The organism is Rhodopseudomonas telluris, from assembly GCF_042432815.1.
GTDB lineage: Bacteria > Pseudomonadota > Alphaproteobacteria > Rhizobiales > Xanthobacteraceae > Rhodopseudomonas > Rhodopseudomonas telluris.
Genome location: NZ_JBHLWM010000008.1, coordinates 627,881 through 653,143 on the forward strand (window position 1 = coordinate 627,881; position 25,263 = coordinate 653,143).

Annotated in this window: 20 protein-coding genes; 10 read left to right on the plus strand and 10 right to left on the minus strand. The window is 66.0% G+C overall.

Features of this window, described 5'->3' with window-relative positions:
* Window positions 1-55: 55 nt before the first annotated feature.
* The 3 genes from glmU to ACFFJ6_RS20365 all read left to right on the plus strand — a co-directional run bounded on the left by glmU (window position 56) and on the right by ACFFJ6_RS20365 (window position 4,419).
* Window positions 56-1,414, plus strand: a complete 1,359-nt coding sequence (glmU, locus tag ACFFJ6_RS20355; protein WP_378391218.1) for a bifunctional UDP-N-acetylglucosamine diphosphorylase/glucosamine-1-phosphate N-acetyltransferase GlmU — start codon at window positions 56-58, stop codon at window positions 1,412-1,414.
* A 152-nt stretch (window positions 1,415-1,566) separates the two neighbouring features.
* On the plus strand, window positions 1,567-3,393 hold the full coding sequence (gene glmS, locus ACFFJ6_RS20360; protein WP_378392229.1) for a glutamine--fructose-6-phosphate transaminase (isomerizing): 1,827 nt from the start codon (window positions 1,567-1,569) through the stop codon (window positions 3,391-3,393).
* Window positions 3,394-3,633: 240 nt separating this feature from the next.
* Entirely contained in the window at window positions 3,634-4,419 is a 786-nt protein-coding gene (locus ACFFJ6_RS20365) for a DUF502 domain-containing protein (RefSeq protein ID WP_378391220.1), read from the plus strand.
* Between the two features lie 29 nt (window positions 4,420-4,448).
* Here ACFFJ6_RS20365 and ACFFJ6_RS20370 read toward each other — a convergent pair whose 3' ends face one another.
* Complete coding sequence (locus ACFFJ6_RS20370) at window positions 4,449-5,321, minus strand: LysR family transcriptional regulator (RefSeq protein WP_378391222.1); 873 nt, start codon at window positions 5,319-5,321, stop codon at window positions 4,449-4,451.
* Between the two features lie 106 nt (window positions 5,322-5,427).
* Between ACFFJ6_RS20370 and ACFFJ6_RS20375 the strand changes: the two genes are divergently transcribed.
* Window positions 5,428-5,946 carry a phenolic acid decarboxylase gene (locus ACFFJ6_RS20375; RefSeq protein ID WP_378391224.1) on the plus strand — a complete coding sequence of 173 codons (519 nt, stop codon included), beginning with the start codon at window positions 5,428-5,430 and terminating at the stop codon, window positions 5,944-5,946.
* 120 nt (window positions 5,947-6,066) lie between these two features.
* On the opposite strand, the gene ACFFJ6_RS20380 is transcribed toward ACFFJ6_RS20375, so the two are convergent.
* The 4 genes from ACFFJ6_RS20380 to recG all read right to left on the minus strand — a co-directional run bounded on the left by ACFFJ6_RS20380 (window position 6,067) and on the right by recG (window position 10,997).
* Window positions 6,067-6,657, minus strand: coding sequence for a class I SAM-dependent methyltransferase (locus tag ACFFJ6_RS20380; protein ID WP_378391226.1), 591 nt, complete (start codon window positions 6,655-6,657; stop codon window positions 6,067-6,069).
* Between the two features lie 129 nt (window positions 6,658-6,786).
* The gene (locus tag ACFFJ6_RS20385) at window positions 6,787-8,127 is read right to left on the minus strand and encodes a sensor histidine kinase (RefSeq protein WP_378391228.1); all 1,341 of its coding nucleotides are present in this window, start codon (window positions 8,125-8,127) and stop codon (window positions 6,787-6,789) included.
* Between the two features lie 17 nt (window positions 8,128-8,144).
* Complete coding sequence (locus tag ACFFJ6_RS20390; protein WP_378391230.1) at window positions 8,145-8,819, minus strand: response regulator; 675 nt, start codon at window positions 8,817-8,819, stop codon at window positions 8,145-8,147.
* Between the two features lie 75 nt (window positions 8,820-8,894).
* Entirely contained in the window at window positions 8,895-10,997 is a 2,103-nt protein-coding gene (gene recG, locus ACFFJ6_RS20395; protein WP_378391232.1) for an ATP-dependent DNA helicase RecG, read from the minus strand.
* A 155-nt stretch (window positions 10,998-11,152) separates the two neighbouring features.
* Between recG and ACFFJ6_RS20400 the strand changes: the two genes are divergently transcribed.
* Together ACFFJ6_RS20400 and mfd are read left to right on the plus strand one after the other, a co-directional pair.
* On the plus strand, window positions 11,153-11,443 hold the full coding sequence (locus tag ACFFJ6_RS20400) for an FAD assembly factor SdhE (RefSeq protein WP_378391234.1): 291 nt from the start codon (window positions 11,153-11,155) through the stop codon (window positions 11,441-11,443).
* Window positions 11,440-14,958, plus strand: a complete 3,519-nt coding sequence (gene mfd, locus ACFFJ6_RS20405; RefSeq protein ID WP_378391236.1) for a transcription-repair coupling factor — start codon at window positions 11,440-11,442, stop codon at window positions 14,956-14,958. The genes ACFFJ6_RS20400 and mfd overlap by 4 nt, the downstream gene beginning before the upstream one ends.
* 154 nt (window positions 14,959-15,112) lie before the next feature.
* On the opposite strand, the gene ACFFJ6_RS20410 is transcribed toward mfd, so the two are convergent.
* The 3 genes from ACFFJ6_RS20410 to ACFFJ6_RS20420 form a co-directional block, all read right to left on the minus strand.
* Window positions 15,113-16,348 carry a GGDEF domain-containing protein gene (locus tag ACFFJ6_RS20410; protein ID WP_378391238.1) on the minus strand — a complete coding sequence of 412 codons (1,236 nt, stop codon included), beginning with the start codon at window positions 16,346-16,348 and terminating at the stop codon, window positions 15,113-15,115.
* A gap of 61 nt (window positions 16,349-16,409) precedes the next feature.
* Window positions 16,410-17,933 (minus strand): AMP-binding protein, encoded by a 1,524-nt coding sequence (locus ACFFJ6_RS20415; protein ID WP_378391240.1) that lies wholly within the window; start codon window positions 17,931-17,933, stop codon window positions 16,410-16,412.
* Window positions 17,930-19,738: an extracellular solute-binding protein gene (locus ACFFJ6_RS20420; RefSeq protein ID WP_378391242.1), complete on the minus strand. Its 1,809-nt coding sequence runs from the start codon at window positions 19,736-19,738 to the stop codon at window positions 17,930-17,932. The genes ACFFJ6_RS20415 and ACFFJ6_RS20420 overlap by 4 nt, the downstream gene beginning before the upstream one ends.
* Window positions 19,739-20,041: 303 nt before the next feature.
* Here ACFFJ6_RS20420 and ACFFJ6_RS20425 point away from each other — a divergent pair, with 303 nt between their 5' ends.
* Window positions 20,042-20,833, plus strand: coding sequence for an invasion associated locus B family protein (locus tag ACFFJ6_RS20425; RefSeq protein ID WP_378391244.1), 792 nt, complete (start codon window positions 20,042-20,044; stop codon window positions 20,831-20,833).
* A 108-nt stretch (window positions 20,834-20,941) separates the two neighbouring features.
* On the opposite strand, the gene hspQ is transcribed toward ACFFJ6_RS20425, so the two are convergent.
* Window positions 20,942-21,274 carry a heat shock protein HspQ gene (gene hspQ / locus ACFFJ6_RS20430; protein WP_378391246.1) on the minus strand — a complete coding sequence of 111 codons (333 nt, stop codon included), beginning with the start codon at window positions 21,272-21,274 and terminating at the stop codon, window positions 20,942-20,944.
* 219 nt (window positions 21,275-21,493) lie between these two features.
* On the opposite strand from hspQ, the gene ACFFJ6_RS20435 reads away from it, so the two are divergent.
* The gene (locus ACFFJ6_RS20435; RefSeq protein ID WP_378391248.1) at window positions 21,494-22,447 is read left to right on the plus strand and encodes an AEC family transporter; all 954 of its coding nucleotides are present in this window, start codon (window positions 21,494-21,496) and stop codon (window positions 22,445-22,447) included.
* Between the two features lie 3 nt (window positions 22,448-22,450).
* Here ACFFJ6_RS20435 and ACFFJ6_RS20440 read toward each other — a convergent pair whose 3' ends face one another.
* Window positions 22,451-23,647: a UbiH/UbiF family hydroxylase gene (locus tag ACFFJ6_RS20440; protein WP_378391250.1), complete on the minus strand. Its 1,197-nt coding sequence runs from the start codon at window positions 23,645-23,647 to the stop codon at window positions 22,451-22,453.
* A gap of 131 nt (window positions 23,648-23,778) precedes the next feature.
* Here ACFFJ6_RS20440 and pcsA point away from each other — a divergent pair, with 131 nt between their 5' ends.
* A complete protein-coding gene (gene pcsA / locus ACFFJ6_RS20445; protein WP_378391252.1) occupies window positions 23,779-24,513 on the plus strand; it encodes a phosphatidylcholine synthase in 735 nt (244 codons plus the stop codon).
* Entirely contained in the window at window positions 24,510-25,232 is a 723-nt protein-coding gene (locus tag ACFFJ6_RS20450) for a TerC family protein (protein ID WP_378391254.1), read from the plus strand. The genes pcsA and ACFFJ6_RS20450 overlap by 4 nt, the downstream gene beginning before the upstream one ends.
* Window positions 25,233-25,263: the final 31 nt, after the last annotated feature.

Sequence of the window (25,263 nt, forward strand, 5' to 3'; positions counted from 1 at the left end):
TCCCCTCCGGCGCAAACGCTCTATGAGGGCTGCAGATCGACTGACGGGAAATGAGATGACGACGAGAACCAGCCTGACGATCGTACTTGCGGCCGGCGAGGGGACGCGGATGCGATCGTCGCTGCCGAAGGTGCTGCACCAGGTCGCGGGTCGCCCGCTGCTGTCGCACGTGCTCGCCGCGGCGCCGCAGGAAGGCGGCAGCCGGATCGCCGTGGTGATCGGCCCGGATCATCAGGCGGTAGCCGACGAGGTCAAACGCGTCCGCCCCGATGCGGAAATCTACGTGCAGCGCGAACGGCTCGGGACCGCGCATGCAGTGCTGGCCGCCAAGAAGGCGATCGCGAAGGGCGCCGACGATCTGCTGATCGCGTTCGGCGACACGCCGCTGATTTCGGCCGAGACTTTTGCGCGGCTGCGCGAACCGCTGAGCCAAGGGGCGTCGCTGGTGGTGCTCGGCTTCCGCGCCGCCGATCCGACCGGCTATGGCCGGCTGGTGGTCGAGGGCGATCAGCTCGCCGCGATCCGCGAACAGGCCGACGCCAGCGCCGACGAGCTGAAGATCACGCTGTGCAACGCCGGCGTTATGGCGATCGACGGCAAGATCGCGCTCGAGGTGCTGGGGCAGATCGGCAACGCCAACAAGAAGGGCGAGTACTACCTCACCGACGCCGTCGGTCTCGTCCGCGCGCGCGGCCTGACCGCCAGCATCATCGAAACCGACGAAGACGAAGTGCGCGGCATCAACACCAAGGCGCAGCTCGCCGAGGCCGAGGCCGTCATGCAGAACCGGCTGCGCCAGGCCGCGATGACGGAAGGCGTCACGCTGATCTCGCCCGAGACGATCCATCTTGCCGCCGATACGACCTTCGGCAGGGACGTGACGATCGAGCCGTTCGTGGTGATCGGCCCCGGCGTCAGCATCGCCGATGGGGCGGTGATCCATTCGTTCTCGCACATCGTCGACGCGAAGATCGGCGCCCGGGCCTCGGTCGGTCCGTATGCGCGGCTGCGGCCCGGCACGTCGCTCGGCGACGGCGCGCGGATCGGTAATTTCGTCGAGACCAAAGCGGCACAAATCGATGCCGGCGCCAAGGTCAATCATCTGACCTATATCGGCGACGCTCATGTCGGCGCGAACGCCAATATCGGCGCGGGCACGATCACCTGTAATTACGATGGCTTCAACAAGCACAAGACCGAGATCGGCGCGGGCGCGTTCGTCGGATCGAACTCGTCGCTGGTGGCTCCCGTCAAGATCGGCGCGGGCGCTTATATCGGCTCGGGCTCGGTGATCACCAAGGCGGTGCCGGACGATGCGCTCGCCGTCGAACGCAACGAGCAGACGCTGCGCGAGGGCTGGGCCAAGCGCTTCCGCGAGGCGAAAGCGCGCGTCAAGAAGCCCACGGGCCACTGAGACAGCTTGATCAGCGCGCGGAGAATTGGTTAACGCGGCGGCGCTAACCCTGTCGCAATCCGCAATAATTCTTGACTACCTTCACTTTCGCCGAACTCGCTACATATCAGCAGGGGCCGGGCATTGCCGGCCGTCGGGGGAACTTCAACCGCATGTGCGGCATCATCGGCATTCTCGGACGCGGACCGGTTGCGGAGCAGCTGGTCGATTCACTGAAGCGGCTGGAGTATCGCGGCTACGATTCCGCGGGCGTCGCGACGCTGGAGGGCCAGCACCTCGCGCGGCGACGTGCCGAAGGCAAGCTGAAGAATCTCGAAGCGCGGCTCGTTCGGGAGCCGCTGTCCGGCCATTCCGGAATCGGCCACACCCGCTGGGCGACTCACGGCAAGCCGAACGAGACCAATGCGCATCCCCATGCGGCTGACGGCGTCGCCGTCGTTCACAACGGCATCATCGAAAATTTCCGCGAGCTGCGCGCTGAGCTTCAGGCTGAAGGTGCGAAGTTCACGAGCGAGACCGACACCGAAACCGTGGCGCATCTCGTCAACAGCTACATCCGCAAGGGCGCATCGCCGGTCGATGCGGTGAAGGCGGCGTTGCCGCGGCTGCGCGGCGCGTTTGCGCTGGCGTTTTTGTTCGAGGGGCAGGACGATCTGATGATCGGCGCCCGCAAGGGCTCGCCGCTGGCGATCGGCTACGGCGATGGCGAGATGTATCTCGGCTCGGACGCGATCGCGCTGGCGCCGCTGACCGACGATATCAGCTATCTGGACGACGACGACTGGGTGGTGCTCACCCGCAAGGGTGCCGAGGTCCGCGACGCCAAGGGCGATATCGTCCAGCGCGGCGTGATCAAGTCCGGCGCGTCGTCCTTCGTGGTCGACAAGGCGAACTATCGCCACTTCATGGCGAAGGAAATCCACGAGCAGCCCGAAGTCGTCGGCCACACGCTGGCGCGCTATCTCGATATGGGCGCTGAGCGCGTGGCGCTGCCGGCGAAGCTGCCGTTCGACTTCAACGACATCCAGCGGATCTCGATCACCGCCTGCGGCACGGCGAACTACGCCGGCTATATCGGCAAGTACTGGTTCGAGCGCTTCGCCCGGCTGCCCGTCGAAATCGATATCGCGTCGGAATTCCGCTATCGCGAGGCGCCGCTGCGCAAGGGCGATCTGGCGATCTTCATTTCGCAATCCGGCGAGACGGCCGACACGCTGGCGGCGCTGCGCTACGCCAAGGAGCAGGGCCTGCACACGCTGTCGGTGGTCAACGTGCCGACCTCGACGATCGCGCGCGAGAGCGAGATCGTGATGCCGACGCTGGCTGGTCCCGAGATCGGGGTCGCCTCGACCAAGGCGTTCACTTGCCAGCTCACCGTGCTGGCCGCGCTGGCGGTCGCCGCTGGCCGGGCGCGGGGCGAATTGTCCGAACAGGACGAGACCAGGCTGGTGCACGGCCTGATCGAACTGCCGCGGCTGATGGCCGCGGCGCTCGCCACCGAACATCAGGTCGAGCGGCTGGCACGCGACATCGCCAAGTCGCAGGACGTTCTCTATCTCGGCCGCGGCACGTCGTATCCGCTGGCGCTGGAAGGCGCGCTGAAGCTCAAGGAAATCTCCTACATTCACGCCGAAGGCTACGCCGCCGGCGAGCTCAAGCACGGCCCGATCGCGCTGATCGACGAGAAGATGCCGGTGGTGGTGATCGCGCCCTACGACCGGGTGTTCGAGAAGACGGTGTCGAACATGCAGGAGGTCGCGGCGCGGGGCGGTCGGATCATCCTGATCACCGACGCCAAGGGCGCCGAGGAAGCGACCGTGGAGTCGCTCGTCACCATCGTGATGCCGGACATGGACGCGGCGTTCACGCCGCTGGTGTATGCGATCCCGGCACAACTGCTCGCGTACCATACGGCCGTCGTCATGGGCACCGACGTCGACCAGCCGCGCAACCTCGCAAAGTCGGTGACTGTCGAATAGGCAGTGCCGCAGCTCTGTCCACATCCGGCAGTTGTTGAAGCGTCCCGAACCGCCTATATCTCGCCCGATACGGGCGGGGCCTTTCCGGTTGTGCCCGATGGCGCGGCGGTTCGCGTGGAAAAGGCGTCGAAACACCAGTCCGGTGGAGCGGTTCCGATGCCAACGGAACCGAAACTGCACTAGACTGGACACACGCCGTCATTTCGCGGCGCATTTCAATGTTGCCGACTTGGACTCCGCATGAACGATACGCCTAATCCGCCTCTCGGTGAGACCGTCCAGGATCCGCCGCGCGGATTCATGGGACGGGTCCGGAATTACTTTCTGACCGGCCTGATCGTCGCGGGCCCGGTCGCCATCACCTTCTATCTGACGTGGTGGTTCGTGAACTGGGTGGACGGATTCGTTCGCCCGTTCGTCCCGATGGACTATCGGCCGGAAACCTATCTGCCGTTCGCCGTGCCGGGTTCGGGGCTGGTGGTCGCCTTCCTGGCGCTGACGCTGCTCGGCTTCCTCACCGCCAATCTGATCGGTCGATCGCTGGTCGATCTCGGCGAGCGGTTGCTCGGCCGGATGCCGGTGGTGCGCGCGATCTATCGCGGCCTGAAGCAGGTGTTCGAGACGCTGTTCTCCGGCAACGGCAACAGCCTGCGCAAGGTGGGGCTGGTCGAGTTTCCGTCGCCGGGGATGTGGTCGATCGTGCTGATCTCGTTGCCGCCGAACCCGGAAGTCGCGACCAAGATTCCGAGCCAGGACGAGCATATCTCGGTATTTCTGCCGTGCGCGCCGAACCCGACCACGGGCTTCTTCTTCTACGTCCCACGCAGCAAGGTGATCCCGGTCGATCTCAGCGCCGAGGAAGCCGCGACGCTGATCATGTCGGCCGGCGTGGTGCAGCCCGGCTCCGACCCGCAGAAGAAGATCGCCGCGCTGGCCGCCACCGCGCTCGCGGCGAAGAAGGCCGCGGGCGAACCGGAGTCGGCGTTCTCGCGCCGCCGGGCGAAGGCGCCCGACAAGGTCGATTGAGGTTCGCGTCTTGAGGTCTCAAGCGCGCGTCAGGAGGGGCCCAGCGCCTCGGCCAGAAATAGAACAGCGCCGTTAGCGGGCTCTTGCTCGGAGAAGCAGAGATCAAGCGGAATCCGCCGTTCGCCTCCTTCGCCCAGGCAGAGTTCGACAAGATCGCCGCATGACAGGTCGCCCTGGATCATGTGGCGAGGCAGCCAGCTGTAGCCCAGCCCTTCGCGAACAACGCCGATGACCGACTCGATGGTGCTCATGTGCCAGGTCTTGCCGCCGGCTTGTGTCTTCAGCGAAGCCGGCCATTCGATGTCGCGGATCTCGATCCCCAAATGTCTCGCGAGGGTGGCTCTGCTGATCGGGCGGCTGCGATGTGCGAGAGGGTGCGTCTTGCTGGCGACCGCAATGAGATCGACGTCAGCCACGCGCGTACCATACCGCGAACCGATCGTCGGCTGGGCAATGGCGATGTCGTAAGTCCTGTCGTTGGGCTCCGGCATCGGCAACCTGACGGCCTCGCGCAAATGCACATCGACATGCGGGTGGGCCCGGGACAGGCTTTGCAAGGCGTTGAACAGCCTGGGCTTGGGGAAGACGCTATCGACCAGAAGCCGGAGCGCTACGCGCTCGCCATGTCCAACGGCGCAAGCCCTTTGTTCGATGCGCAAGAAATCATCGATTAAAGGTCCCACTTCGGCAAGCAACGCTCGGCCGGCCTCGGTCAGGACGGCTCGGCGACCTTCGATCTGAAGCAGCTGAACGTTCGCCGCCTGCTGGAGGTTGGCTATCGCATAGCTGATCGAGGATTGGCTGCGATGCAGCGTCTCGGCCGCTTGTGCGTAGCTGCCGAGCTCCACGACGGCTCGCAAGATGCTCCATTGTTCAATGGTCGTTTTCGGCACCTGAGCCACTGTGGCCCCCATTGTTTCGATTTTCCGATCATAACATGCTGAAATTCGGACTTTTAGTCCCAATTTTCTGATGTGATGGTCGAATCCTGTCCAACAGGAGCGCAGGATGTCTCAGGTCAGTGAATCGCTGAATCCCGCCGAACTGGTCTATTTAGTCGGCCGGCATTTCATCTACACTTACGATAACGGCTGGCAGTACGAGTTCTACGTCAAGAACGAGACCACGGTTGATTATCGCATCCACAGCGGCATGGTCGGGGGGCGCTGGGTACGAGACCAGTTCGTCCACATCGTGCGATTGGACGAGCAGGTCTGCAAGATTTCATGGGACGAACCGACGGGCACTTGCGTCAGCGTTGCCGTCAACCTCGCCGCGCGTAGGATTCACGGCGTGGTCTTTTTTCCCGACTGGATCGTAAAGGACCCAAAGAAGACGGTTTGTTATCAGAACGATCATCTCGATCAGATGCGCGTCTATCGGGATGCCGGTCCGACTTATCCAAAGCTGGTGGTCGACGAATTCGCCACGATCACCTTCATGGAGAAACTCGGCCGCGACGATCAGACCGTCATTGCCTGCCCACCGGCGGAGTTGCCGCCCGGTTATGCCAGCCGTCGCAACTGAGCCACGACAGCGACGCTCGATCCCGGCTGTTGAATGCCAGAGATCGAGCGCCGCTGCTCCGCGCGCTCACCCGTGACTGCCCGATCCTCTTCCCCGAGGCTCACGGCCCGCCGGATGCCATCAAGACATCGTCTCGGCCGCGGCTCGACTGCGGGCGATTCGATAGACCGAGGCTGGCGGAACGTTGAGCAGGACGCGCCCGATGCAGGACGCGTACAGGCCGAGCCGCTGCAATTGCTCGTGCGGGATCGGGCAGGTGACCCCATAGGTGAACTGATACATCGCGCCGTCGTCCTTGAGGCAGTCGAACGCACCGGTGAGGATCGCCTCGATCTTGGCCGGCGTCAGATTGAGCAGCGGGATCCCGCTGACGACCGCTCCGAAACTGGCCTTATCGAACACCCTCTGCGGCCCGATCCAGGCGGCGTCCATCCACAGCACTTGCGCGGCGGGAAAGCGTTGCTGCAGCGACCGCATGAAGTCGGAGCCGTATTCGACCAGCGCAAGATCGCGTTGCCGCACGCCACGCGCGAGCAAAGCTTCGGTGAACACGCCGGTCCCCGGACCGAGTTCGAGTATCTTCCCGGTTGCGCCGTTGATGTCCCGTGTGATGAGGTCGGCGAGGCCCGAACTCGACGGCGCAATCGCGCCGACGGTTCGCGGCGACGAGGCCAGGGCCCGAAAGAACGTGAGAAGGCTGCGCGCAGTCATCCGATCATCCATTCCAATCGCGTGATCACCAACGGTCGTCGGTGCTACGCGTGTTGTGCGGAATCCAGATTGTGCGAACATTACCGGTTGTGAAGGACGATGATTTGTTCGCGCTTTGCAGCAGCGACGTCAGGGCTGGCGGGAGCGCGCGCCGAATTTGATCGAGACATGGGCTCCTGTCGGGCTGTCCTCGATCGCGACCCGCCCGCCGTGCAGCCGAGCCACCTCGCGCACGAGATTGAGGCCAAGGCCGGCGCCGCGCGTGCCTGCATTCAGGCGATAGAACGGCTCGAACACGCGCTCGCGATCTGCGATCGGCACGCCCGGGCCGTTATCGATCACGGATAGTTCGGATTGCGTCACGCGCACCATGATGCGTCCGCCGCGGCCGCCATATTGAATCGCATTCTGGATCAGATTGGCGATCGCGCGCTCGAGCGCGCCTTCGTCGCCGGCGATGGTGAACTGATCGACGGTGTTCTCGAAGCCGATCTCGTAGCCGGCGGTGATCGCCAGCGGGGCGAGATCGGCGGTGACACGTCGCGCCAGGTCGACGAGATCGACGCTGGTCTGCGGCGCGCCGATCTGCGCCAGGCGTTCGACGTCCAGAAGCTGGTCGGCGAGGGTCGACAATCGCTTCACATCCTCCAACAGCCGTGCGGTCTGCGGGCCTGGCTCGAACGATTCGATGCGGGTCTGCAGGATGGCGATCGGCGTCCGGATTTCATGCGCGGCGTTGGCCAGGAACAGTTCGCGGCGCTCATAGCCTTCGTCAAGACGGCGCAGGGCATCGTTGATGGCAGCGACCAAGGGCACGATCTCGCTCGGCACCAAATCGAGCGGAAGTTGTGTGCCGCGCCGGTCGATGTCGATCGCCTCGGCGCGGGCGGCGACCTGCGCCAGTCCGGCGAGCGAGCGACGCACCACGATAGGGGTTGCGAGCAGGGTCGCCAGCGCCATCACGAGGCCGGCGGGGAGGAGGATGCTGATCAGCAGGGTCGCAGTCGAGAGCACAGCCTGATGCCACGGCAGGACGCCACCGCCGGCGGTCAGGATTTGCACCCGGCCGCCGGCCGCATCGACCCAGCGCATCCGTGCTGCCGGGCGCGGCGCATCGCCGACGCTCCAGCCCAAGCGGGCCTGCCCGATATCGTCGAGCGCATCCTTGATGCGCGCGAATTCGGCAGGCACCTGACCGTGCGAGGCCGAATGCCCGGACTTGTCCCTGACCAAGAACCATAACTCTGGCATCTCGGCGGTCCGGCGCGACAGCGCCGCCGTCGGATTGACGGTTAGTCCGCCCGCCGCATCGCGCGCGATCGACTCCCTGATCGCATCGATGGTTTGATCTTCGGGCTCGGGCGCGACCAGATAGCCGCCGGCCCACAACCCGCCGATCACCGCGACCGCCAGCAGCGTCAGCATCAACGCCTGCAGCGCGACCAGGCGCCGGACCAGAAGCCATCGCAATGAGCGGCGCGGGGGCGTCATTGCAGTCGACTGATCAGGTAGCCGATCCCGCGCACGGTGTGGATTTCAACGCCGGCGCCGGCGTCGATCAGTTTGCGCCGCAGCCGCGAGATGTGCGCATCGAGCGCGTTCGACTGGATTTCGTCGTCGAATCCGTACACCGCCTCGTCGAGCGTCGCGCGCGGCACCGTCCGGCCGGCGCGCCGCAGCAGCGTCTCAAGGACGAGCAACTCGCGCCTCGGCAAATTCAGGCTGACGCCTGCGACGCTGGCCTGTCGATGCGCGCCGTCGTAGCAGAGGCGGCCAAGTGTGAGGGTCTCTTCGGACAGATCGCTCGGCCGGCGCAGCACGGCGCGCAGCCGGGCCAGCAGTTCGGCGACCGCGAACGGCTTGCCGAGGTAGTCGTCGGCGCCGCTATCGAGCCCGGCAATGCGTTCGGCGGTTTCGCCACGCGCCGTCAACACGATGATCGGCGTCAGCAGTCCCTTGGCGCGCAGCTTGGGGATCAGCGACAGCCCGTCGCCGTCGGGCAATTGTCGGTCGAGCAGGATCGCGCTGTAGCTGGTGGTCATGAGAGCCTCGCTCGCCAGACCGAGCGTGGCGACCCGATCCACCACCATTTCGTGGGTCTTCAGCGCCGCGGCCAGCGCCGACGCCATTTCGGGTTCATCCTCCACCAGGAGTACGCGCACGGCTCACAATCCTTCATCGTCGCCCGGACAGTTAAGCGGGCAACATTGCGCCAACGTTACGCGGGTCTCAATCGATCAGCCCGCGCCCAGCAGCGGGATCGCCTCATCGCGCTCGTACAGATACAGCAGGCAGCGCAGCGCTTCGCCTTGCGGGCCTTCGAGCTTCGGATTGTCCTTCAGGATGCGCAACGCTTCGTCGCGCGCCTGGGTGATCAGCTGGCCGTGCACTTCGGACCGCGCAATACGGTAGCCGGGCAGGCCGCTCTGGCGGGTGCCGAGCACGTCGCCTTCGCCGCGCAGCTTGAGGTCTTCCTCGGCGATACGGAAGCCGTCGGTGGTCTCGCGGATCACCCGCAGCCGCGCCGCCGACATCTCGCCGAGCGGCTCCTTGTAGAGCAGCAGGCAGGTCGAGGCCTCGCTGCCGCGGCCGATGCGGCCGCGCAGCTGATGAAGTTGCGCAAGCCCGAAACGCTCGGCGTTCTCGATCACCATGATGCTGGCTTCGGGCACATCGACGCCGACCTCGACCACGGTGGTGGCGACCAGCACGCTGATCGCGCCGCTGGCGAACTGCGCCATCACGCGGTCCTTCTCGGCGCCTTTCATCCGGCCATGGACGAGGCCGACCTGATGATCGCCGAAGCGCTGCCGCAGCGACTCGTAGCGCTGCTCGGCGTCGGTGAGTTTGACGTTCTCGGATTCCTCGACCAGCGGGCAGATCCAGTACACGCGCTTGCCGGCGCCGATCGCGCGGCCGATGCCGTCGATGACTTCGGGCAGGCGCTGCTCGGACAGTGCTCGCGTATCGATCGGCTGCCGGCCGGCGGGCTTTTCGCGCAATTCCGAGACATCCATGTCGCCGAAATAGGTCAGCACCAGCGTGCGCGGGATCGGCGTCGCCGACAGCACCAGCACGTCGACGTCGGCGCCCTTGCTGGTCAGCGCCAGCCGTTCGCGGACGCCGAAGCGATGCTGCTCGTCGACCACGGCGAGCGCCAGCGATTTGTAGATCACGTCGTCCTGGATCAGCGCGTGGGTGCCGACCAGGAAATCGATCTCGCCACTTTCCAGTCGCGCCAGAATCTCGCGACGCTCCTTGCCTTTCTCGCGGCCGGTCAGAATCGCGACCTGCATGCCGGCGCGCTCGGCGAGCGGCGCGATGGTCTTGATGTGCTGACGGGCGAGGATCTCGGTCGGCGCCATCAGCGCGGTCTGCTTGCCGGCTTCGGCGACTGCTGCGGCCGCGAGCAGCGCCACCACGGTCTTGCCGCTGCCAACGTCGCCCTGCAGCAGCCGCAACATGCGGACCGGCTGCTGCAAATCCTCGGCGATCGCCGCCGCGGCGTCGCGCTGCGAGTTGGTGAGCGCGTAGGGCAACGCGTCGATGATCTTGTGACGCAGCCGGCCGTCACCGGCGTTGCGGGCGCCGGCAGGACGGCGGAGCTGGGCCCGCACCAGCGCCAGCGCGAGCTGGCCGGCCAGCAGTTCGTCATAGGCGAGGCGGGACCAATAGGGGCCGGCCGGCAGGATGTCGGTCGGCTCCACCGGGATGTGGACGCGCTGCAGCGCCTCGGCGAATGGCGGGAAGCTGCAGCGGCGCAGCACCTCGGGGCTGATCCATTCCGGCAGCGCCGGAAGCCTGGTCAGCGCCTGCGCCACCGCCCGACGCATCGCCCCGATCGCCAGCCCCTCGGTGAGCGGATAGACAGGGTCGATCTTCGGGAGTTTCGCGAAGCCTTCGGCGTCGACGACGCGGTCGGGATGCACGATCTGCAGCGTGCCGTCGTAGAGCTGGCCGGTGCCGGACACGTAGCGGATCTCGCCGACCGGCAGCAGCTTCTCGATGTACTCGGCCTTGGCGCGGAAGAACGCCAGGATGACGTCGCCGGTGTCGTCGCTGGCATAGACCAGATAGGGCGCGCGCGAGCGGCCGGGCGGAGGGGGCCGGTGGCGGTCGACCTTGACCTCCAGCGTCACCACGGTGCCGGGCTGGGCGTCGCGAATCTTCGGCCGCGAGCGGCGGTCGATCACGCTGACCGGCAGATGCAGCAGCAGGTCCGCCAGCCGCGGGGTGTCGTCGCGGTCCAGCAGATAGCGGAACAGCTTGTCCTGCTTCGGACCGACCCCGGTCAGGCTGGTGACCGGCGCGAACAGGGGATTGAGCAGAGCGGGGCGCATCGAACCGGTTGTGGTGGACGACGTTTGCTGCAGGCTTGAATGCATTTCGCGCGGATTGCAATGCGCCGCGGCGGGCTGACAGCCGCCGTCGTGGCGGCTATATCAACCCCGCCCGGCACGTCCGGGCTTTCGTCGTTGACCGAAGGGCTCACCCAATGACCGGCACCACACGATCGAGCGGCGGGCTCGACGACCGTCGTAAGCGTCTGCTGTTCCGCTGCTGGCACCGCGGCACGCGCGAGATGGATCTGATTCTCGGCCAGTTCGCGGACGCCGAAATCGGCACGCTGACGGACGCCGAGCTGGATGAGCTGGAAGGCCTGATCGAGCTCAACGACCACGACCTCTATGCCGCGGTCTCTGGCGCGGACACGCTGCCGGCGGAATTCAAGGGCGGGTTGTTCGAACGGGTCAAGACCTACGGCCACCAGGGCGGCGCGGTATGAAGAGTCCGGCGCGGTCGCCCGCGGAACTGCTCGCGCCCGGCAAGGCGTTGACCTTCGCCAACGTCGCCGAGGGCGCCGAAGGGCTGATCGTGTCCGATCTCGCCCGGGCGGTCGCGGCGCGGCCGAAGCCGCCGGCGGTGAGCGTCGCGGTGATCTGCCGGGACGGGCCGCGGATGCAGGCGCTCGCGCGCAGTCTGGAGTTCTTCGCGCCGGATGTCGGTGTGATGCAGTTTCCGGCCTGGGACTGCCAGCCTTACGACCGCGTCTCGCCGCATGCCGGCATCCTGGCTCAGCGTGTCACCACGCTCGCCAAGCTGTCGCGCCTGACCGGCAGCGACAAGCCGCTGATCGTGCTGACCACCGTCAACGCCGCCGTGCAGCGCGTGCCGGTGCGCGAAATCATCGCCGCGCAGGCGCTGTCGGTCGCGCCCGGCAACATCGTGCCGATGGATTCGGTCGTCGCCTGGCTCGAGCACAATGGCTACAGCCGGGCCTCGACGGTACGCGAGGCCGGCGAGTACGCGGTGCGCGGCGGCATCCTCGATCTGTTTCCGGCGGGCCTCGACCAGCCGGTGCGGTTCGACTTCTTCGGCGACCAGCTCGAATCGATCCGCACCTTCGACGCTGAGACCCAGCGCACGCTGCACACCATGCGCGGCCTGGACTTGGTGCCGGTATCGGAATTCCAGCTCGTCACCGAAACCATCCGCCGTTTCCGCATGGGCTATGTCGCGGCGTTCGGCGCCCCGAGCCCGGACGATCAGCTCTATACCGCCGTCAGCGAAGGCCGCCGCCATCCAGGCATGGAGCACTGGCTGCCGCTGTTTCAGGAGCGGATGGATACGCTGTTCGATTATCTCGACGGCACGGCTGTGGCGATCGAGCCGCAGAGCGAGGATGCGGCGCGCGAGCGCTTCAAGCAAATCGCCGATTACTACGATGCGCGGCGCGAGGCGATGGACCAGCCGGGCTCCGGCGCGATCTACAAGCCGCTGCCGCCGGATCAGCTGTATCTGAGCGAGAGCGAATGGGCCGCGCGGCTTGAGGGCCGGCCGCTGGCGCGGCTGACGCCGTTCGATGTTCCGACCGAGGGCGGCGCCGTGATCGACGCCGGCGCGCGGGCCGGGCGCAACTTCGCGCCGGAGCGTGCCGACGCCAACGTCAACGTGTTCGAGAAGCTGGTCGCGCACGTTCAGTCGCTCCAGGCGGTGCGCAAGAAGGTCGTGATCGCGCTGTGGAGCGAAGGCTCGCGCGACCGCATGGCCAGCATGCTGAAGGACCACAAGCTTGTTAACCTCACCAGCGTCAATTCATGGCGCACCGTGCAGGCGACGCCGCGCAACGAACCGATGCTTGCGGTGGTGGGCCTCGAGTCCGGCTTCGAGACCGACGCGTTCGCGGTGATCACCGAGCAGGACGTGCTCGGCGATCGCCTGGTGCGGCAGCGCAAGGCCAGCAAGAAGCTCGACAACTTCATCTCGGAAGTCACCAGCCTGTCGGCCGGCGATATCGTCGTGCATGTCGAGCACGGCATCGGCCGGTTCATCGGGCTGCAGACGCTGGAGGTCGGCGGCGCGCCGCACGACTGCGTCGAACTGCACTACGCCAACGAGACCAAGCTGTTCCTGCCGGTCGAGAACATCGAGCTGCTGTCGCGCTACGGTTCCGACGGCACGACGGTCGAACTCGACAAGCTCGGCGGCTCGGGCTGGCAGGCGCGCAAGGCCAAGCTCAAGAACCGCATTCGCGAGATCGCCGGCGAGCTGATCAAGATCGCGGCCGAGCGACATCTGCGTCAGGCGCCGAAGCTGCCGGTGCAGCCGCATCTCTACGACGAGTTCTGTGCGCGCTTCCCCTACGACGAGACGGAAGATCAGCTTGCCGCGATCAACGCGGCACTCGGCGATCTCGAAAAGGGCACACCGATGGACCGCCTGGTGTGCGGCGACGTCGGCTTCGGCAAGACCGAGGTAGCGCTGCGGGCCGCGTTCGCGGTCGCGCTCGACGGCAAGCAGGTCGCGGTCGTGGTGCCGACCACGCTGCTGGCGCGGCAGCACGCCAAGACCTTCACCGAGCGCTTCCGCGGCTTCCCGGTGCATGTCGGCCAGGCGTCGCGGCTGGTCAGCGCCAAGGAGCTGACGCAGGTCAAGAAAGGCATCGCCGACGGCACGCTCGACATCGTCGTCGGCACCCACGCGCTGCTCGGCAAGTCGATCAAGTTCAAGGATCTGGGCCTCGTCATCGTCGACGAGGAGCAGCACTTCGGCGTCACCCACAAGGAGAAGCTGAAGCAGCTGCGCGCCGAAGTCCACGTGCTGACGCTGAGCGCGACGCCGATCCCGCGCACGCTGCAGCTCGCCATGACCGGCGTGCGCGATTTGTCGATCATCGCCTCGCCGCCGGTCGACCGGCTCGCGGTGCGCACCTTCGTGGCGCCGCACGATCCGCTGATGATCCGCGAGGCGCTGCTGCGCGAACGGTATCGCGGTGGGCAGGCGTTCTACGTCGTGCCGCGGATCGACGACCTTGCCGAGGTCAAGGACTTCCTCGACAAGCACGTGCCGGAGATGAAGGTCGCGGTCGCGCACGGCCAGATGCCGCCGACGGTGATCGAGGACATCATGTCGGCGTTCTACGAGGGCAAGTTCGACATCCTGCTGTCGACAACCATCGTCGAGTCCGGCCTCGACATTCCGAACGCCAACACGCTGATCGTCCACCGCGCCGACATGTTCGGTCTGGCCCAGCTGTACCAATTGCGCGGCCGCGTCGGCCGCTCCAAGCTCCGCGCCTATGCGCTGTTTACGTTGCCGCAACACGGCATCACTGCGCAGGCGGAACGCCGGCTCAAGGTGCTGCAATCGCTGGAGACGCTTGGCGCCGGCTTCCAACTCGCCTCGCACGACCTCGATATTCGCGGCGCCGGCAATCTGCTCGGTGAGGAGCAATCCGGCCACATCAAGGAAGTCGGCTTCGAGCTTTATCAGCAGATGCTTGAGGAGGCGATCACCAACCTCAAGGCCGGCATCGTCGACGAACCGGTCGCCGACCGCTGGTCGCCGCAGATCACCATCGGCATGCCGGTGCTGATCCCCGAGGAGTTCGTGCCGGATCTGGCGGTGCGGTTGTCGCTGTATCGCCGGCTCGCCGATCTCGACTCGAATGAGGAGATCGAGAATTTCGGCGCCGAGCTGCGCGACCGCTTTGGGCCGCCGCCGGACGAGGTGCGCTACCTGTTCCAGGTCGCGGCCATCAAGGCGTATTGCCGCCACGCGAATGTCGAGAAGGTCGACGCCGGTCCGAAGGGCGTGGTGATCACCTTCCGCGACAACGCCTTCGCGCATCCGGACAAGCTGGTGGGCTTCATCCGCCGCCATGGCGATGCCGCCAAGGTCCGGCCCGACATGAAGGTGGTGTTCTTCCAGGTGTGGAAGACGCCGGAAGAGCGTCTTGCTGGCACGACCGACATCCTCAAGCAGCTTGCGGAGCTGGCCGGAACGAAGAAGGCGGCGTGAAGCGCTCGATGGTTCGATCGGTCACCCGCAACGCTCTCAAACGTCGTGCCCGGGCTCGTTCCGGGCATGACGCCCTCACCATGTAGCAAGACGTGGATGGCCGGGAAGAGGCCGGCCACGACGAGGCAACAAGTACTTTATCGGGATTGTCGGATCACGACGCCGCGCGGCGGGTGTCGAGCTTGGCGAGGCGCGACAGGATCGCGCGGGCGGAGTCACCGGACATCATCGTTGCCAGGGAAACGTCGGGATCAATCCGGCTGTCGCGACGTGCCGAATGCGATGTCTGCCTGATCACGGCCATCAGGCGCCGCGCGATCGTCTGGGCGCCACGCAGATCGGTCTCGGCGAAGACGACCAGAATGCTGCCATCGGGCTGCAGCGTTCCGAAATCCATCTTACGCATCAGCCGGCTGACAATCCGGGCGGTGTCGAACTGCGCGCGCGGATCTGCGCGGTTCAGCACGAACCGAGCCACCGAAAGGCCGTCGCCACGCAATTGTGCTTGATACACCGAGGTGGCGAAGTCGCGTTCGAACGCGGAGGGCGTGAGCAGTCCGCTGCGCGGATCGATCAGCCCGCCGGCATCCAGCGCACGCAGGGTGCGGCCGAGCTGGGCCTCGAACGCATGCTGCCGGACCAGCGGCAGTGCCGCGGCCACCACTTGTGCCGGATCGCCCTGGATGAAATCGAGATTGGGCAGATCGATCGACCGCTCCGGCGGCGGTGCCGTCACGACGATCGGCAGATTGCGGAAGCGCGTGTCCTCGAACAATACGGTGAGAAACGCGTCGACCACCCGAGCGCTGAAGCCTTCGGCCAGGACGATGCCGTCGAGTTCGCGCGCGTTGAGGTTCTTCGCGGCTGCTTCGATCGACAGTGCGCCGACTACGCCGACGCGCTCGCCGAGCGCAACCGACAGCGCCGGATAGGCGGCGCCACGGCCGATCAGCAGCACGGTCGCATCCTGAAGCGGATCATGTTGCGGCTGCCGCTCGATGCCGCCGTCGTCGCTGAGCCGACGGAGCGTGGTGGCATGCAGCGTGCGAACGCGCAGAGCCGTCCGGAGCCGGGCGGGCAGGCGGTCGAGATCGTGCCCCGCGAAGCCGATACAGTTGCCGGCGACCGGGTGACCCAGGCCGGGCACAAGCAACGGCACATAGGGTTCGATCTCGGCGATCTGCGTCGCGAGAGCCGTCAGCGCCCCTTCGGTGCCTTTGATAGCAATCACGGCGGACGGCTGCAGTCGCACCACGGCGTCGCCGGCTTCGTACCAGCCGGCCGTCTCCGCCGGCAGCAGACGTGCCTCAGTGAGAGCCGACAAAACCCGAGATGCTTCGTCCGACGCGGACTCGTCGGCGATGATCAGGATGGGCGCGTGATACGACATCGACGGCAGCCGGTTCTCCGCTGTTCGGAGCCGACCCTAGATCAGGTGCCTTAATACGGCGTCAATGCGGATGCGACGAGTCCTCGGCACGCGCCGGGCTATCCCGGAAGGCTTCGACCATCAAAGGGTTTAGCCCGAGTTCCGAAAGTGCTTCGCGAGCTCTGGCGTTGTCCTGGGCGCGTCCGGCAAGCCGGTATCCACTCCAGCGATCGGGCAGAGCCGTCAGCAGCGCGCCCTGGCCGAGCCGCTTGGCCCATTCCTGAAGATCCTGCGCGAGGAACCTGTACCCGCCGACAGACATCACGCCGGATGGCGGCGCCGTAATGCAGATCGCCCCGGTCGTGCGGTCCAGCCGTGCCGCGAAGCCGGTATCGACGAAATCCGGCGCCGGCGTCGGCCGCGTTCCGCCGTGCAGCGGAGGCAGCGGCGCGTAGGCTGCCAGCGTCACCATCGGGCCGCGTAGTCCCAGCGTGCCTTTCGGAGTGATCAGGACTTCGCCGGCCGAGGTGCCTCCGGGCTGATCGCGCGGCGCGGTGTACGGACCGGACAGGATCGGGACCGCCGAACCGTCGGCGCCGCGGCGGGCGCCGAACAATCCGGCTTCGCCAAACAGGTAAACGTCGGTGAAGCTGGTCGGCGCGCCCGTCCAGGCTGCGCTGGCGGCGACCTGTTCGGGGGCGCGCCACATACCGATCACGCTGCGCAACGTCGGCGCGCGGGCCGGCAGGCCGGCCTCGCCGAGCCGCAATGCGAGCGGCGCCGGCGCGACCAGCGTGTCGCAACCGAGTTCACGGATTTCGGATTCGAGCAGCTCTTCGTCGAACGGGTGGTGCAGTGCCAGCGTGCCGCCGCTCAGCAGCCAGGCCACCATCGACGAAGCGAGCCCGGCGAAGGACGATAGCGTCTGCGCCGACATCAGCATCGCGCCCTGCGGCACGCGGCTCTCGAGGAACACCGCGAGCCCGCCGGCGATCATGTGCAGATGAGTCCGCGGGATTGCCCGAACGCCCTCGGGCGTGGTGTCGAACGAGATGATCGCGGCGCGGCGGGCGTCCTGGACGCCATGATCGGGCTCGACGACGTCTTCGGTCATTGCAACGTCGAGCGAGGCCATGCCCTCCGGCAGATCGTCCCCATAGCCACCGACATAGCGGATCGAGAACGCTTCGGCGGCGGCGTTCATGGCGATGTCGGCGTGGCTGACACCGTCGATCCAGCGAGACGAGACGATCGCGCGGGCGCCGGTGCGGTTCAGGGCCGCGGTGACGTCCGCCTGGCGCCAGAGCTGCGGCAGCAGCGCCACCACCAGGCCGGCGCGGTGCGCCGCCAGCACTGTGAGCGGGAATTCGATCGTGTTCGGGAGCTGCAGCGCGATGACGGCGTTCTGCGGCAGGCCGGCGGCCGTGAAGTGCGCAGCGAGGGCGGAGATTGCCTTGTCGGCCTGCGCATAGGTGAGGCGGGCCGGCGGCTGGCCGGTGATACGCTGCTTATCAGCAGGATCGATCAGCGCGATCGCGTCGGGCTGACGGGCCAGGATGCGGCGGAACAAACCATCGAGGGTCGGCGAAGCGTTCGGCTGGGTCACTTCATCACCTTTGCTGCGTCACCGTGCTGCATCGAAGGCCGTGCCCACCAGGTCTCGGGAAGATAGCCGGTCAGCGCGGTCGCTTGCGGTCGTTCTATCCGATTCCACCGCGCGATCCATTGCTCCTGGATGTTGAAAAGCGGGATCACGTAGAAGCCCGAGGTCAGCACGCGATCGAGCGCGCGGACCGCCGCAACGAAGTCCGGCCGGCCACGCGCGGCGATCATCTGCGCGATCAGCGCGTCGATGGCAGGATCCTTCACGCCCATGTAGTTGCGTGTGCCCTTGATGTCGGCGGCTTCGGACCCCCAGTAAAATGATTGCTCGTTGCCGGGCGACAGCGATTGATCCCAGCGGTTCGGGATCATGTCGAAATCGAACGAGATCCGTCGCTGATCGAACTGGACCGCGTCGACCACCCGTACGGACGCCTGGACGCCGATGCGCTTGACGTCGCGCGCGAACGACAGCGCGATGCGCTCCTGTTCCCGGGTGGTGACGAGGATCTCGAAGCTCAGCGGCTGATGTGTATCGCGCCGCCGCATCACCGTGCCATCGAGCTGATAGCCGGCATCCGACAGCAGCGCCAGTGCACGCCGCAGCGCGGTGCGGTCGCGGCCGGAGGCATCGCTCACGGGGAGGCGGTAGCTGCCGTCGATGAAATCGGGACGCAGCCGGGCCAGATACGGCTGCAGCAGGCGGAGTTCCTCCGGGCCTGCCGGGCGACCGTACGCGGAGAGCTCGGAGCCGGCGAAGTAACTGCCGCTGCGGGCGTAGAGATCGAAGAAGTAGTTATGGTTGATCCAGGCGAAGTCGAACAATTGCAGCAGCGCTTCGCGCACCCGGATGTCCGCAAACACCGGCCGCCGTGTGTTGAACACCAGCACTTCGGTCGGCTGCGGCGTGCCCGGCTTTACGACATCGCGGATGACCTCGCCGGCGCGGGCGGCCGGGAAGCCGTAGCCGTCATGCCAGCGCAGCGGTTCGGTCTCGACCCGGTAGTCGTAGATGCCGCGCTTGAACGCCTCGAACTGCGAATTCGCCTCGCGGAAATACTCGATGCGGATTTCGTCGAAGTTCCATAGCCCGCGATTGATCGGCAGGTCGCGGCCCCAATAATCGGGATTGCGCGTCAGCGTCACGCTGCTGCCCGCCTTCACGTTGCTCACTCGGTACGGTCCCGATCCGGTCGGCGGCGCCAGCGTCGTTTCCTCGAAGGTGTCGGGATTGACGGCGTGTTTGGGAAAGATCGGCATCAGGCCGAGGATCAGCGGAAGTTCGCGATCCTGCGCATCGCTGAAATCGAACCGGACGGTGCGGGAGTCGAGCGCAGCGGCGCGTGCCACCTTGGCGTAGTACAGGCGATGGTTGGGGCGGCCCTTGTCGCGCAGCAATTGCCAGGAGAACAGCACGTCTTCGGCCAGCACCTGCTGTCCATCGGAGAATTTCGCGCGCGGATCGATCCGGAACGAGACGTAGCTGCGCGCATCGTCGGTCTCGACCGACTGCGCAAGCAGACCATAAAGCGTGAACGGCTCGTCGTTGCCGCGCGCCATCAGGCTCTCGACCACGTAGCCGCGGATCCTCTGGACCGCGAGGCCGCGCACGATGAACGGGTTGAGACTGTCGAAGGTGCCGAGTACGCCCTCGACCAGACGGCCGCCCTTCGGTGCGTCCGGGTTGGCGTAGGGCATCGCGGTGAAATCCGCGGGCAGGGCCGGCTCGCCATGCATCGCCAGAGCATGAGTGGGCTTCGGTCCGCGCGTCGTCTCCGCCGATGCAAGGCGGCCGGTTGACGCGACCATGCCGAGCACAACGAGCGTCGTGAGCACGGCTCCGAGACGGCGCGTGCCGGTCGCGAATCGTTCATGTGATTCGGCGCTCTTCACCCGCGGAGATTTACCACAAGGGAGTGATCCAACGAGCCGCGGATGATTGTCGCCATTGATCTTTTCGTATGCCGATGTATTGAAAGCGGACGCGCGGCGGCGCCGGACCGGCTCGTCACGTAACTGCCTCAATTGGCTCAGAGACACCGGCCGAACGGCCAGATGCCAGCTCCCGCGTCGCTGTGGGGTGCGCGACCGTTTCAGAAAGGGTTTTCCGCAATGAAGTCTTGCAACTTGGTCGCGCCGGCTGGGCCGCGCGGGCGGGCATTCGCCCTGCTGACGGCGGCGGCTGTGTCCGTCCTTGCCGTCACCTCCGCAGCGCAAGCGCAAGCCCCGCAGCCGCCGGCAGCCCCCAAGGCGCCCGCGGCGGCGCCGAAGGCTGCTGCCCCCAAGGCGCCGGCGAAGGGCGCTCCGGCAGCTCAGGCGCCAGCTGCCCCTGGTGCCGCGCAGCCGCAGGAACAGCAGCAGGTTCAGCTGATCTACGCGCCGTGGACCAAGTTCTGCCTGAAGGGGCAGGATGCAAACGCCAAGCAGGTCTGCTTTACCGGTAAGGACGGCCGCATCGAATCCGGCCAGCCGGTGATCGCCGCCGTGATCATCGAGCCGGAAGGCGAGCCGAAGAAGATCCTGCGCGTGACGCTGCCGCTCGGCATGCAGCTCGTCCACGGCACCCGCATCATCGTCGACAACAACCCGCCGCAGCAGAGCCCTTATGTGATCTGCTTCGCAAACGGCTGCATGTCCGACTACGAAGCCACGCCCGAAATGATCGCCAACATGAAGAAGGGCCAGAACCTGGTCGTTCAGGCGATCAACTCCAACGGCGCGCCGCTGACGCTGCCGCTGCCGCTGGCCGAATTCGCCAAGGCCTATGACGGTCCGCCGACCGACCCGAAGCAGTTCGAAGAGACGCAGAAGAAGCTGCAGGAAGAGCTGCAGAAGCGTGCCGAAGAGCAGCGCAAGAAGCTCGAGGCCCAGGCTCCTGCGGGCAGCAATCCGGCGGCGAAGTAACCGCGGATCATTCGCAAACGAAAAGGGCGCCCATGGGGGCGCCCTTTGTCGTTCTGGCGGGCCGGCCGGCGGAACGTGATCGCGTTCACGCCGGTGTAAGCGCCCGAACTAATTCAGCGAGGAATTGCGCGGGCGATAGCCGCCGGCCTTGTCCTTGATGAAAATCTCCGCCACCTGCGAATGCCGGATCGGCTCGCCGGAATCGTCGGGGAGCAGATTCTGCTCGGACACATAGGCGACGTACTCCGACTCGGCGTTTTCCGCGAGCAGGTGGTAAAACGGCTGGTCCTTGTGCGGCCGGACCTCTTCGGGGATCGACAGCCACCATTCTTCGGTGTTGTTGAACTCCGGATCGATGTCGAACACCACGCCGCGGAACGAAAAGATCCGGTGGCGGACGATCTGCCCGATCTGAAATTTGGCGGTTCTCGTCTTGATCATCAGAGTCGCATAAACCAGGATTGCGGCCGATGCTAGGGCCTCGGTCCGGACGATCTTGAAACTGACCCCATAGATTATTGTTTTCGTGCGTTTTCTTGCCGCCGGCGCAAGCCTTTTCGGCGTTCGGCCGGTTCGACGGCCAGCCATGTCACGTTCCCGTGGCTGGGGCGCCAATTCCCTGTTACCGGTCATTTCCCTCCTGACCGTGATCCCTGTCGCATGATCGATATCCTCAACCTGGCGCTTCCGTATTTCGGGCTGATCTTCGTCGGCTTCGCCTGCGGCCGGCTGAAGCGGTTGCCGGAAAACGGCCTCGCCTGGATGAACTTCTTCCTGCTGTACGTCTCGTTGCCGGCGCTGTTCTTCCGGATCATGTCGAAGACGCCGTTCGAGGAACTCAACAACCTGCCGTTCGTGCTGGCGACCACGCTGGGCACCGCGATCGCGTTCTTCCTCTCGGGCGCGATCGGGCGGATGATTGGCGGGCTGTCGGTTCGGGAGGCCACGATGGCGAGCCTCGCTGGCGGCTACGGCAACATCGGCTACATGGGGCCGGGGCTGGCGTTGGCCGTGCTGGGGCCCAAGGCAGCTGTCCCCGTGGCGCTGATCTTCTGTTTCGACAGCATCTTCCTGTTCTCGATCGTGCCGGTCGCGATGGCGCTCACCGCGGGCCATCGTCGGCCGCTGCTGCCGACGATTCTCCATGTCGTTCGTGAGATCGTGCTGCATCCGCTGATCGTCGCGGCCTATCTCGGCGCTGCCGCAGCGGCCCTGCATCTGCATCTGCCCGCCGCGGTCGATAATACGCTGCAGTTTCTACAGAACGCCGCCGCGCCGGTGGCGCTGTTCACGCTCGGCGTCACCGTCGCGCTGCGCCCGTTCGGGCGGGTGCCGTGGGAGATCCCGAGCCTGATTGGCGTGAAGCTTCTGCTGCATCCGGTAATCGCGCTCGGCCTGATGCTGGCGTTCGGTCCGTTCACGCCGGAATGGGCCGGGACCGCCGTGCTGATGGCGTCGCTGCCGCCCGCGCTCAACGTGTTCGTGATTGCGCGTCAGTACAACACCTGGGTCGAGCCGGCGTCTGTCGCGGTGCTGATCGGCACCTTCGTGTCGGTGGTCACGCTGACGACGGTGATGTGGCTGATCAAAACCGGCCACATGCCGTTGCTGTGAGCTTCAGAGCGATCGCCAGAATGGCGACAGGCCTTCGCGCATCGCGATCCGTCGCAGCGGCCCCACAGAGCTGAGCAGCTGCATCCCGGCGGCACGCATCGCCTGCGCCGGCAACAGGTCGCTGAGCAGCGTACGGTTGGCCATGTCGATCGCGAAGGTGCGGCTGGCAACGTCGGCGCCGCGCGCCCGGCCGAAGCGCGCGATCACGGCGTCGCTTCCGGGATCCTGGTCCCGTGCCATCGCGTCCTCGACGATCTCGGCGACGTCGCCGGCATCACGCAGGCCCATGTTCAAGCCCTGGGCGCCGATCGGTGGCACCACATGCGCGGCTTCGCCCACCAAGATGATTCGATTACGGCCGTAGGCGCTGGGCTTCTCGATTGCGAGCGGAAACAGGTTGCGGCCGGGCGCGACGCTGACCTTGCCGTAGATTGAATGGGACTGTTTTTCAGCGGCCGCCGAGAGTTCTTCGTCGCTCAGCGCCATCAGCCGTTGAGCCTCTTTGGGCGATGCGACCCAGACGATGCTCATGTGGCGGCCGGGCAAAGGCACGAAGACGCACGGCCCTTCGGCGGTGTGAAATTCAGTCGAGACCTCGTTGTGCGGACGCGACGTGGTGATGTTGAAGGTGAGGGCGGATTGGTTCAGGGCGCGGCTGCGTACGGTGATGCCAGCGGCCTGCCGGCACTGCGACTGGCGACCATCGGCGCCGATCACCAGCCGTCCCGCCAGGGTCTGGCCCTGCCGGGTGCGCACGATCGCGGCTTCTTCGCTGGGCATAATCGACTCTGCCTCGTCATCGAAGCGATCGAGATTGCCGACCTCGGCCGCAGCGGCTTCCAGCGCGACCATCAGTTTGCGGTTTTCGATGTTGTAGCCGAAGGCGTCCATGCCGATTTCGCTGGACGCGAACCGCACCTCGGGCGCCCGGATCAGCCGATCTGTGACGTCGACCAGCCGCATCGTCCGAAGGGCGGCCGCCTGACCTGCGCAGCGCGCCCAGACGCCGAGTTTCTCCAGCAGGTCGATCGAATCGCCGAGCAGGGCCGTGGTGCGGTTGTCCGCATAGGGCACCTTGCGGGCGACGAGGGCGGTGAGCGCCCCGGTGTTGGCCACCGCGATTGCGGCTGCCAGACCGGCGGGGCCGCCGCCGACCACGATGACGTCGTAACTGTTGGGTTCGAGCAGGGTCTGGGTCATGGCCAAGACAATCGTCAGTCGCAGCCCCGATTTCAAGTCCGCATCGGAACATTAACGCTGCCGCGGCTCGGGCAGGCCATTCCAGTCGCCGGATATGCAAAGTTGCGCCGGACCTGATATGTCGGAGGCCGATGATCCCGCTGGACCAGACGTCGCTGCCGCCGGCTTCGCGCTCCCGTCGCCTGGCCGCGTTTGCCGTTCACCTGCTGACCGCCGCCGGCGCCGGAGTCGCGCTGCTGGCGATGCTCGAGGCGGTTCGCGAGCACTGGGCGGCGATGTTCGGCTGGCTCGGCCTTGCGCTCCTGATCGACGGCATCGACGGGCCGCTCGCACGTCGGCTTGATGTCGGCCGGCTGCAGCCGGACTGGTCGGGCGACGTACTCGACCTCGTGGTCGACTTCCTGACCTACGTGTTCGTACCAGCCTACGCGATAGCCGCCAGCGGACTGCTGTTGCCGATTGCCGCCCCGTTGCTCGGCGTCGGCATCGTGGTCAGTTCGGCCCTGTATTTCGCGGACCGGCGGATGAAGACCGCCGACAATCACTTTCGCGGCTTCCCGGCGCTGTGGAACGCGGCGGCGTTCTACTTGTTCTTGCTGCACCCGCCTGCCGTCGTCGGAAGCCTCGCCATCGCCGCCCTGATCGTGCTGACCTTCGTTCCCGTGCATGTGCTGCATCCGGTTCGGGTAGCGCGGTTGCGCGGATTCAACCTGACGATGATGGCGGTCTGGAGCGTGCTGGCGGCTTACGCCCTCGTGCGACACTTCGCCGTGCCGGCTCCGGTGACTATCACGCTTTGTGCGATAGCGATCTATATAGTCGCAGCCGACGCTGCCATCCGATTGATCCAACGAGCGAGACGATGATCGACCTGATCTACAGCCCGGAAGCCTGGGCTGCCCTGCTGACCCTGACCGCGCTCGAAATCGTGCTCGGGATTGACAACGTCATCTTTCTCTCCGTCCTCGTTTCCCGCATCCCCGAGCCGCAGGCGACGCGCGCTCGGCGGATCGGCCTGGCGCTGGCGCTGGTGTTCCGACTGATCCTGCTCAGCCTGCTGGTGTGGCTGACGGGCCTGACCGCGCCAGTGTTCACCATCGCCGAGCAGGCGTTCTCGTGGCGCGACATCATCCTGATCGTCGGCGGTCTGTTCCTGATCGCCAAGGCGACGCACGAGATCCACGCCGAGGTTGAAGCGCGCGAGACCGAGCACAAGGGCTCGGATGTGCAGAAGGCTTTCTTCTGGGTAATCGTGCAGATCGTGATCGTCGACCTGGTGTTTTCGGTCGACTCGATCATCACGGCGATCGGCATGGCCGAGCACATCGAGATCATGGTCGCCGCGGTGCTGATCGCGATGGCGGTGATGTACATCTCGTCGGGGCCGGTGGCCCATTTCGTTTCCGAGCATCCGACCACCAAGATGCTGGCGCTTGCCTTCCTGGTGCTGATCGGCGTCGCGCTGGTCGCGGACGGCTTCCAGTTTCACATTCCGCGCGGCTATATTTACTTCGCCATCCTGTTCTCGGCGGCGGTGGAGCTGTTCAACGTGCTGGCCAAACGCAACCGCAGCAAAACGACTTAACGCTTTGTTGCCGAAGCAGGCGAACCGCGTG

What these genes read in the sequence shown, in the direction of transcription:
- ACFFJ6_RS20450 (WP_378391254.1), top strand. Translation starts at nt 24,510, where the DNA reads ATGATCGACCTGATCTACAGCCCGGAAGCCTGGGCTGCCCTGCTGACC.
- ACFFJ6_RS20420 (WP_378391242.1), bottom strand. Translation starts at nt 19,738, where the DNA reads ATGGTCGCGTCAACCGGCCGCCTTGCATCGGCGGAGACGACGCGCGGA.
- ACFFJ6_RS20410 (WP_378391238.1), bottom strand. Translation starts at nt 16,348, where the DNA reads ATGTCGTATCACGCGCCCATCCTGATCATCGCCGACGAGTCCGCGTCG.
- ACFFJ6_RS20365 (WP_378391220.1), top strand. Translation starts at nt 3,634, where the DNA reads ATGAACGATACGCCTAATCCGCCTCTCGGTGAGACCGTCCAGGATCCG.
- hspQ (WP_378391246.1), bottom strand. Translation starts at nt 21,274, where the DNA reads ATGATCAAGACGAGAACCGCCAAATTTCAGATCGGGCAGATCGTCCGC.
- pcsA (WP_378391252.1), top strand. Translation starts at nt 23,779, where the DNA reads ATGATCCCGCTGGACCAGACGTCGCTGCCGCCGGCTTCGCGCTCCCGT.
- glmU (WP_378391218.1), top strand. Translation starts at nt 56, where the DNA reads ATGACGACGAGAACCAGCCTGACGATCGTACTTGCGGCCGGCGAGGGG.
- ACFFJ6_RS20440 (WP_378391250.1), bottom strand. Translation starts at nt 23,647, where the DNA reads ATGACCCAGACCCTGCTCGAACCCAACAGTTACGACGTCATCGTGGTC.
- recG (WP_378391232.1), bottom strand. Translation starts at nt 10,997, where the DNA reads ATGCGCCCCGCTCTGCTCAATCCCCTGTTCGCGCCGGTCACCAGCCTG.
- glmS (WP_378392229.1), top strand. Translation starts at nt 1,567, where the DNA reads ATGTGCGGCATCATCGGCATTCTCGGACGCGGACCGGTTGCGGAGCAG.
- ACFFJ6_RS20435 (WP_378391248.1), top strand. Translation starts at nt 21,494, where the DNA reads ATGATCGATATCCTCAACCTGGCGCTTCCGTATTTCGGGCTGATCTTC.
- ACFFJ6_RS20400 (WP_378391234.1), top strand. Translation starts at nt 11,153, where the DNA reads ATGACCGGCACCACACGATCGAGCGGCGGGCTCGACGACCGTCGTAAG.
- mfd (WP_378391236.1), top strand. Translation starts at nt 11,440, where the DNA reads ATGAAGAGTCCGGCGCGGTCGCCCGCGGAACTGCTCGCGCCCGGCAAG.
- ACFFJ6_RS20425 (WP_378391244.1), top strand. Translation starts at nt 20,042, where the DNA reads ATGAAGTCTTGCAACTTGGTCGCGCCGGCTGGGCCGCGCGGGCGGGCA.
- ACFFJ6_RS20375 (WP_378391224.1), top strand. Translation starts at nt 5,428, where the DNA reads ATGTCTCAGGTCAGTGAATCGCTGAATCCCGCCGAACTGGTCTATTTA.
- ACFFJ6_RS20380 (WP_378391226.1), bottom strand. Translation starts at nt 6,657, where the DNA reads ATGACTGCGCGCAGCCTTCTCACGTTCTTTCGGGCCCTGGCCTCGTCG.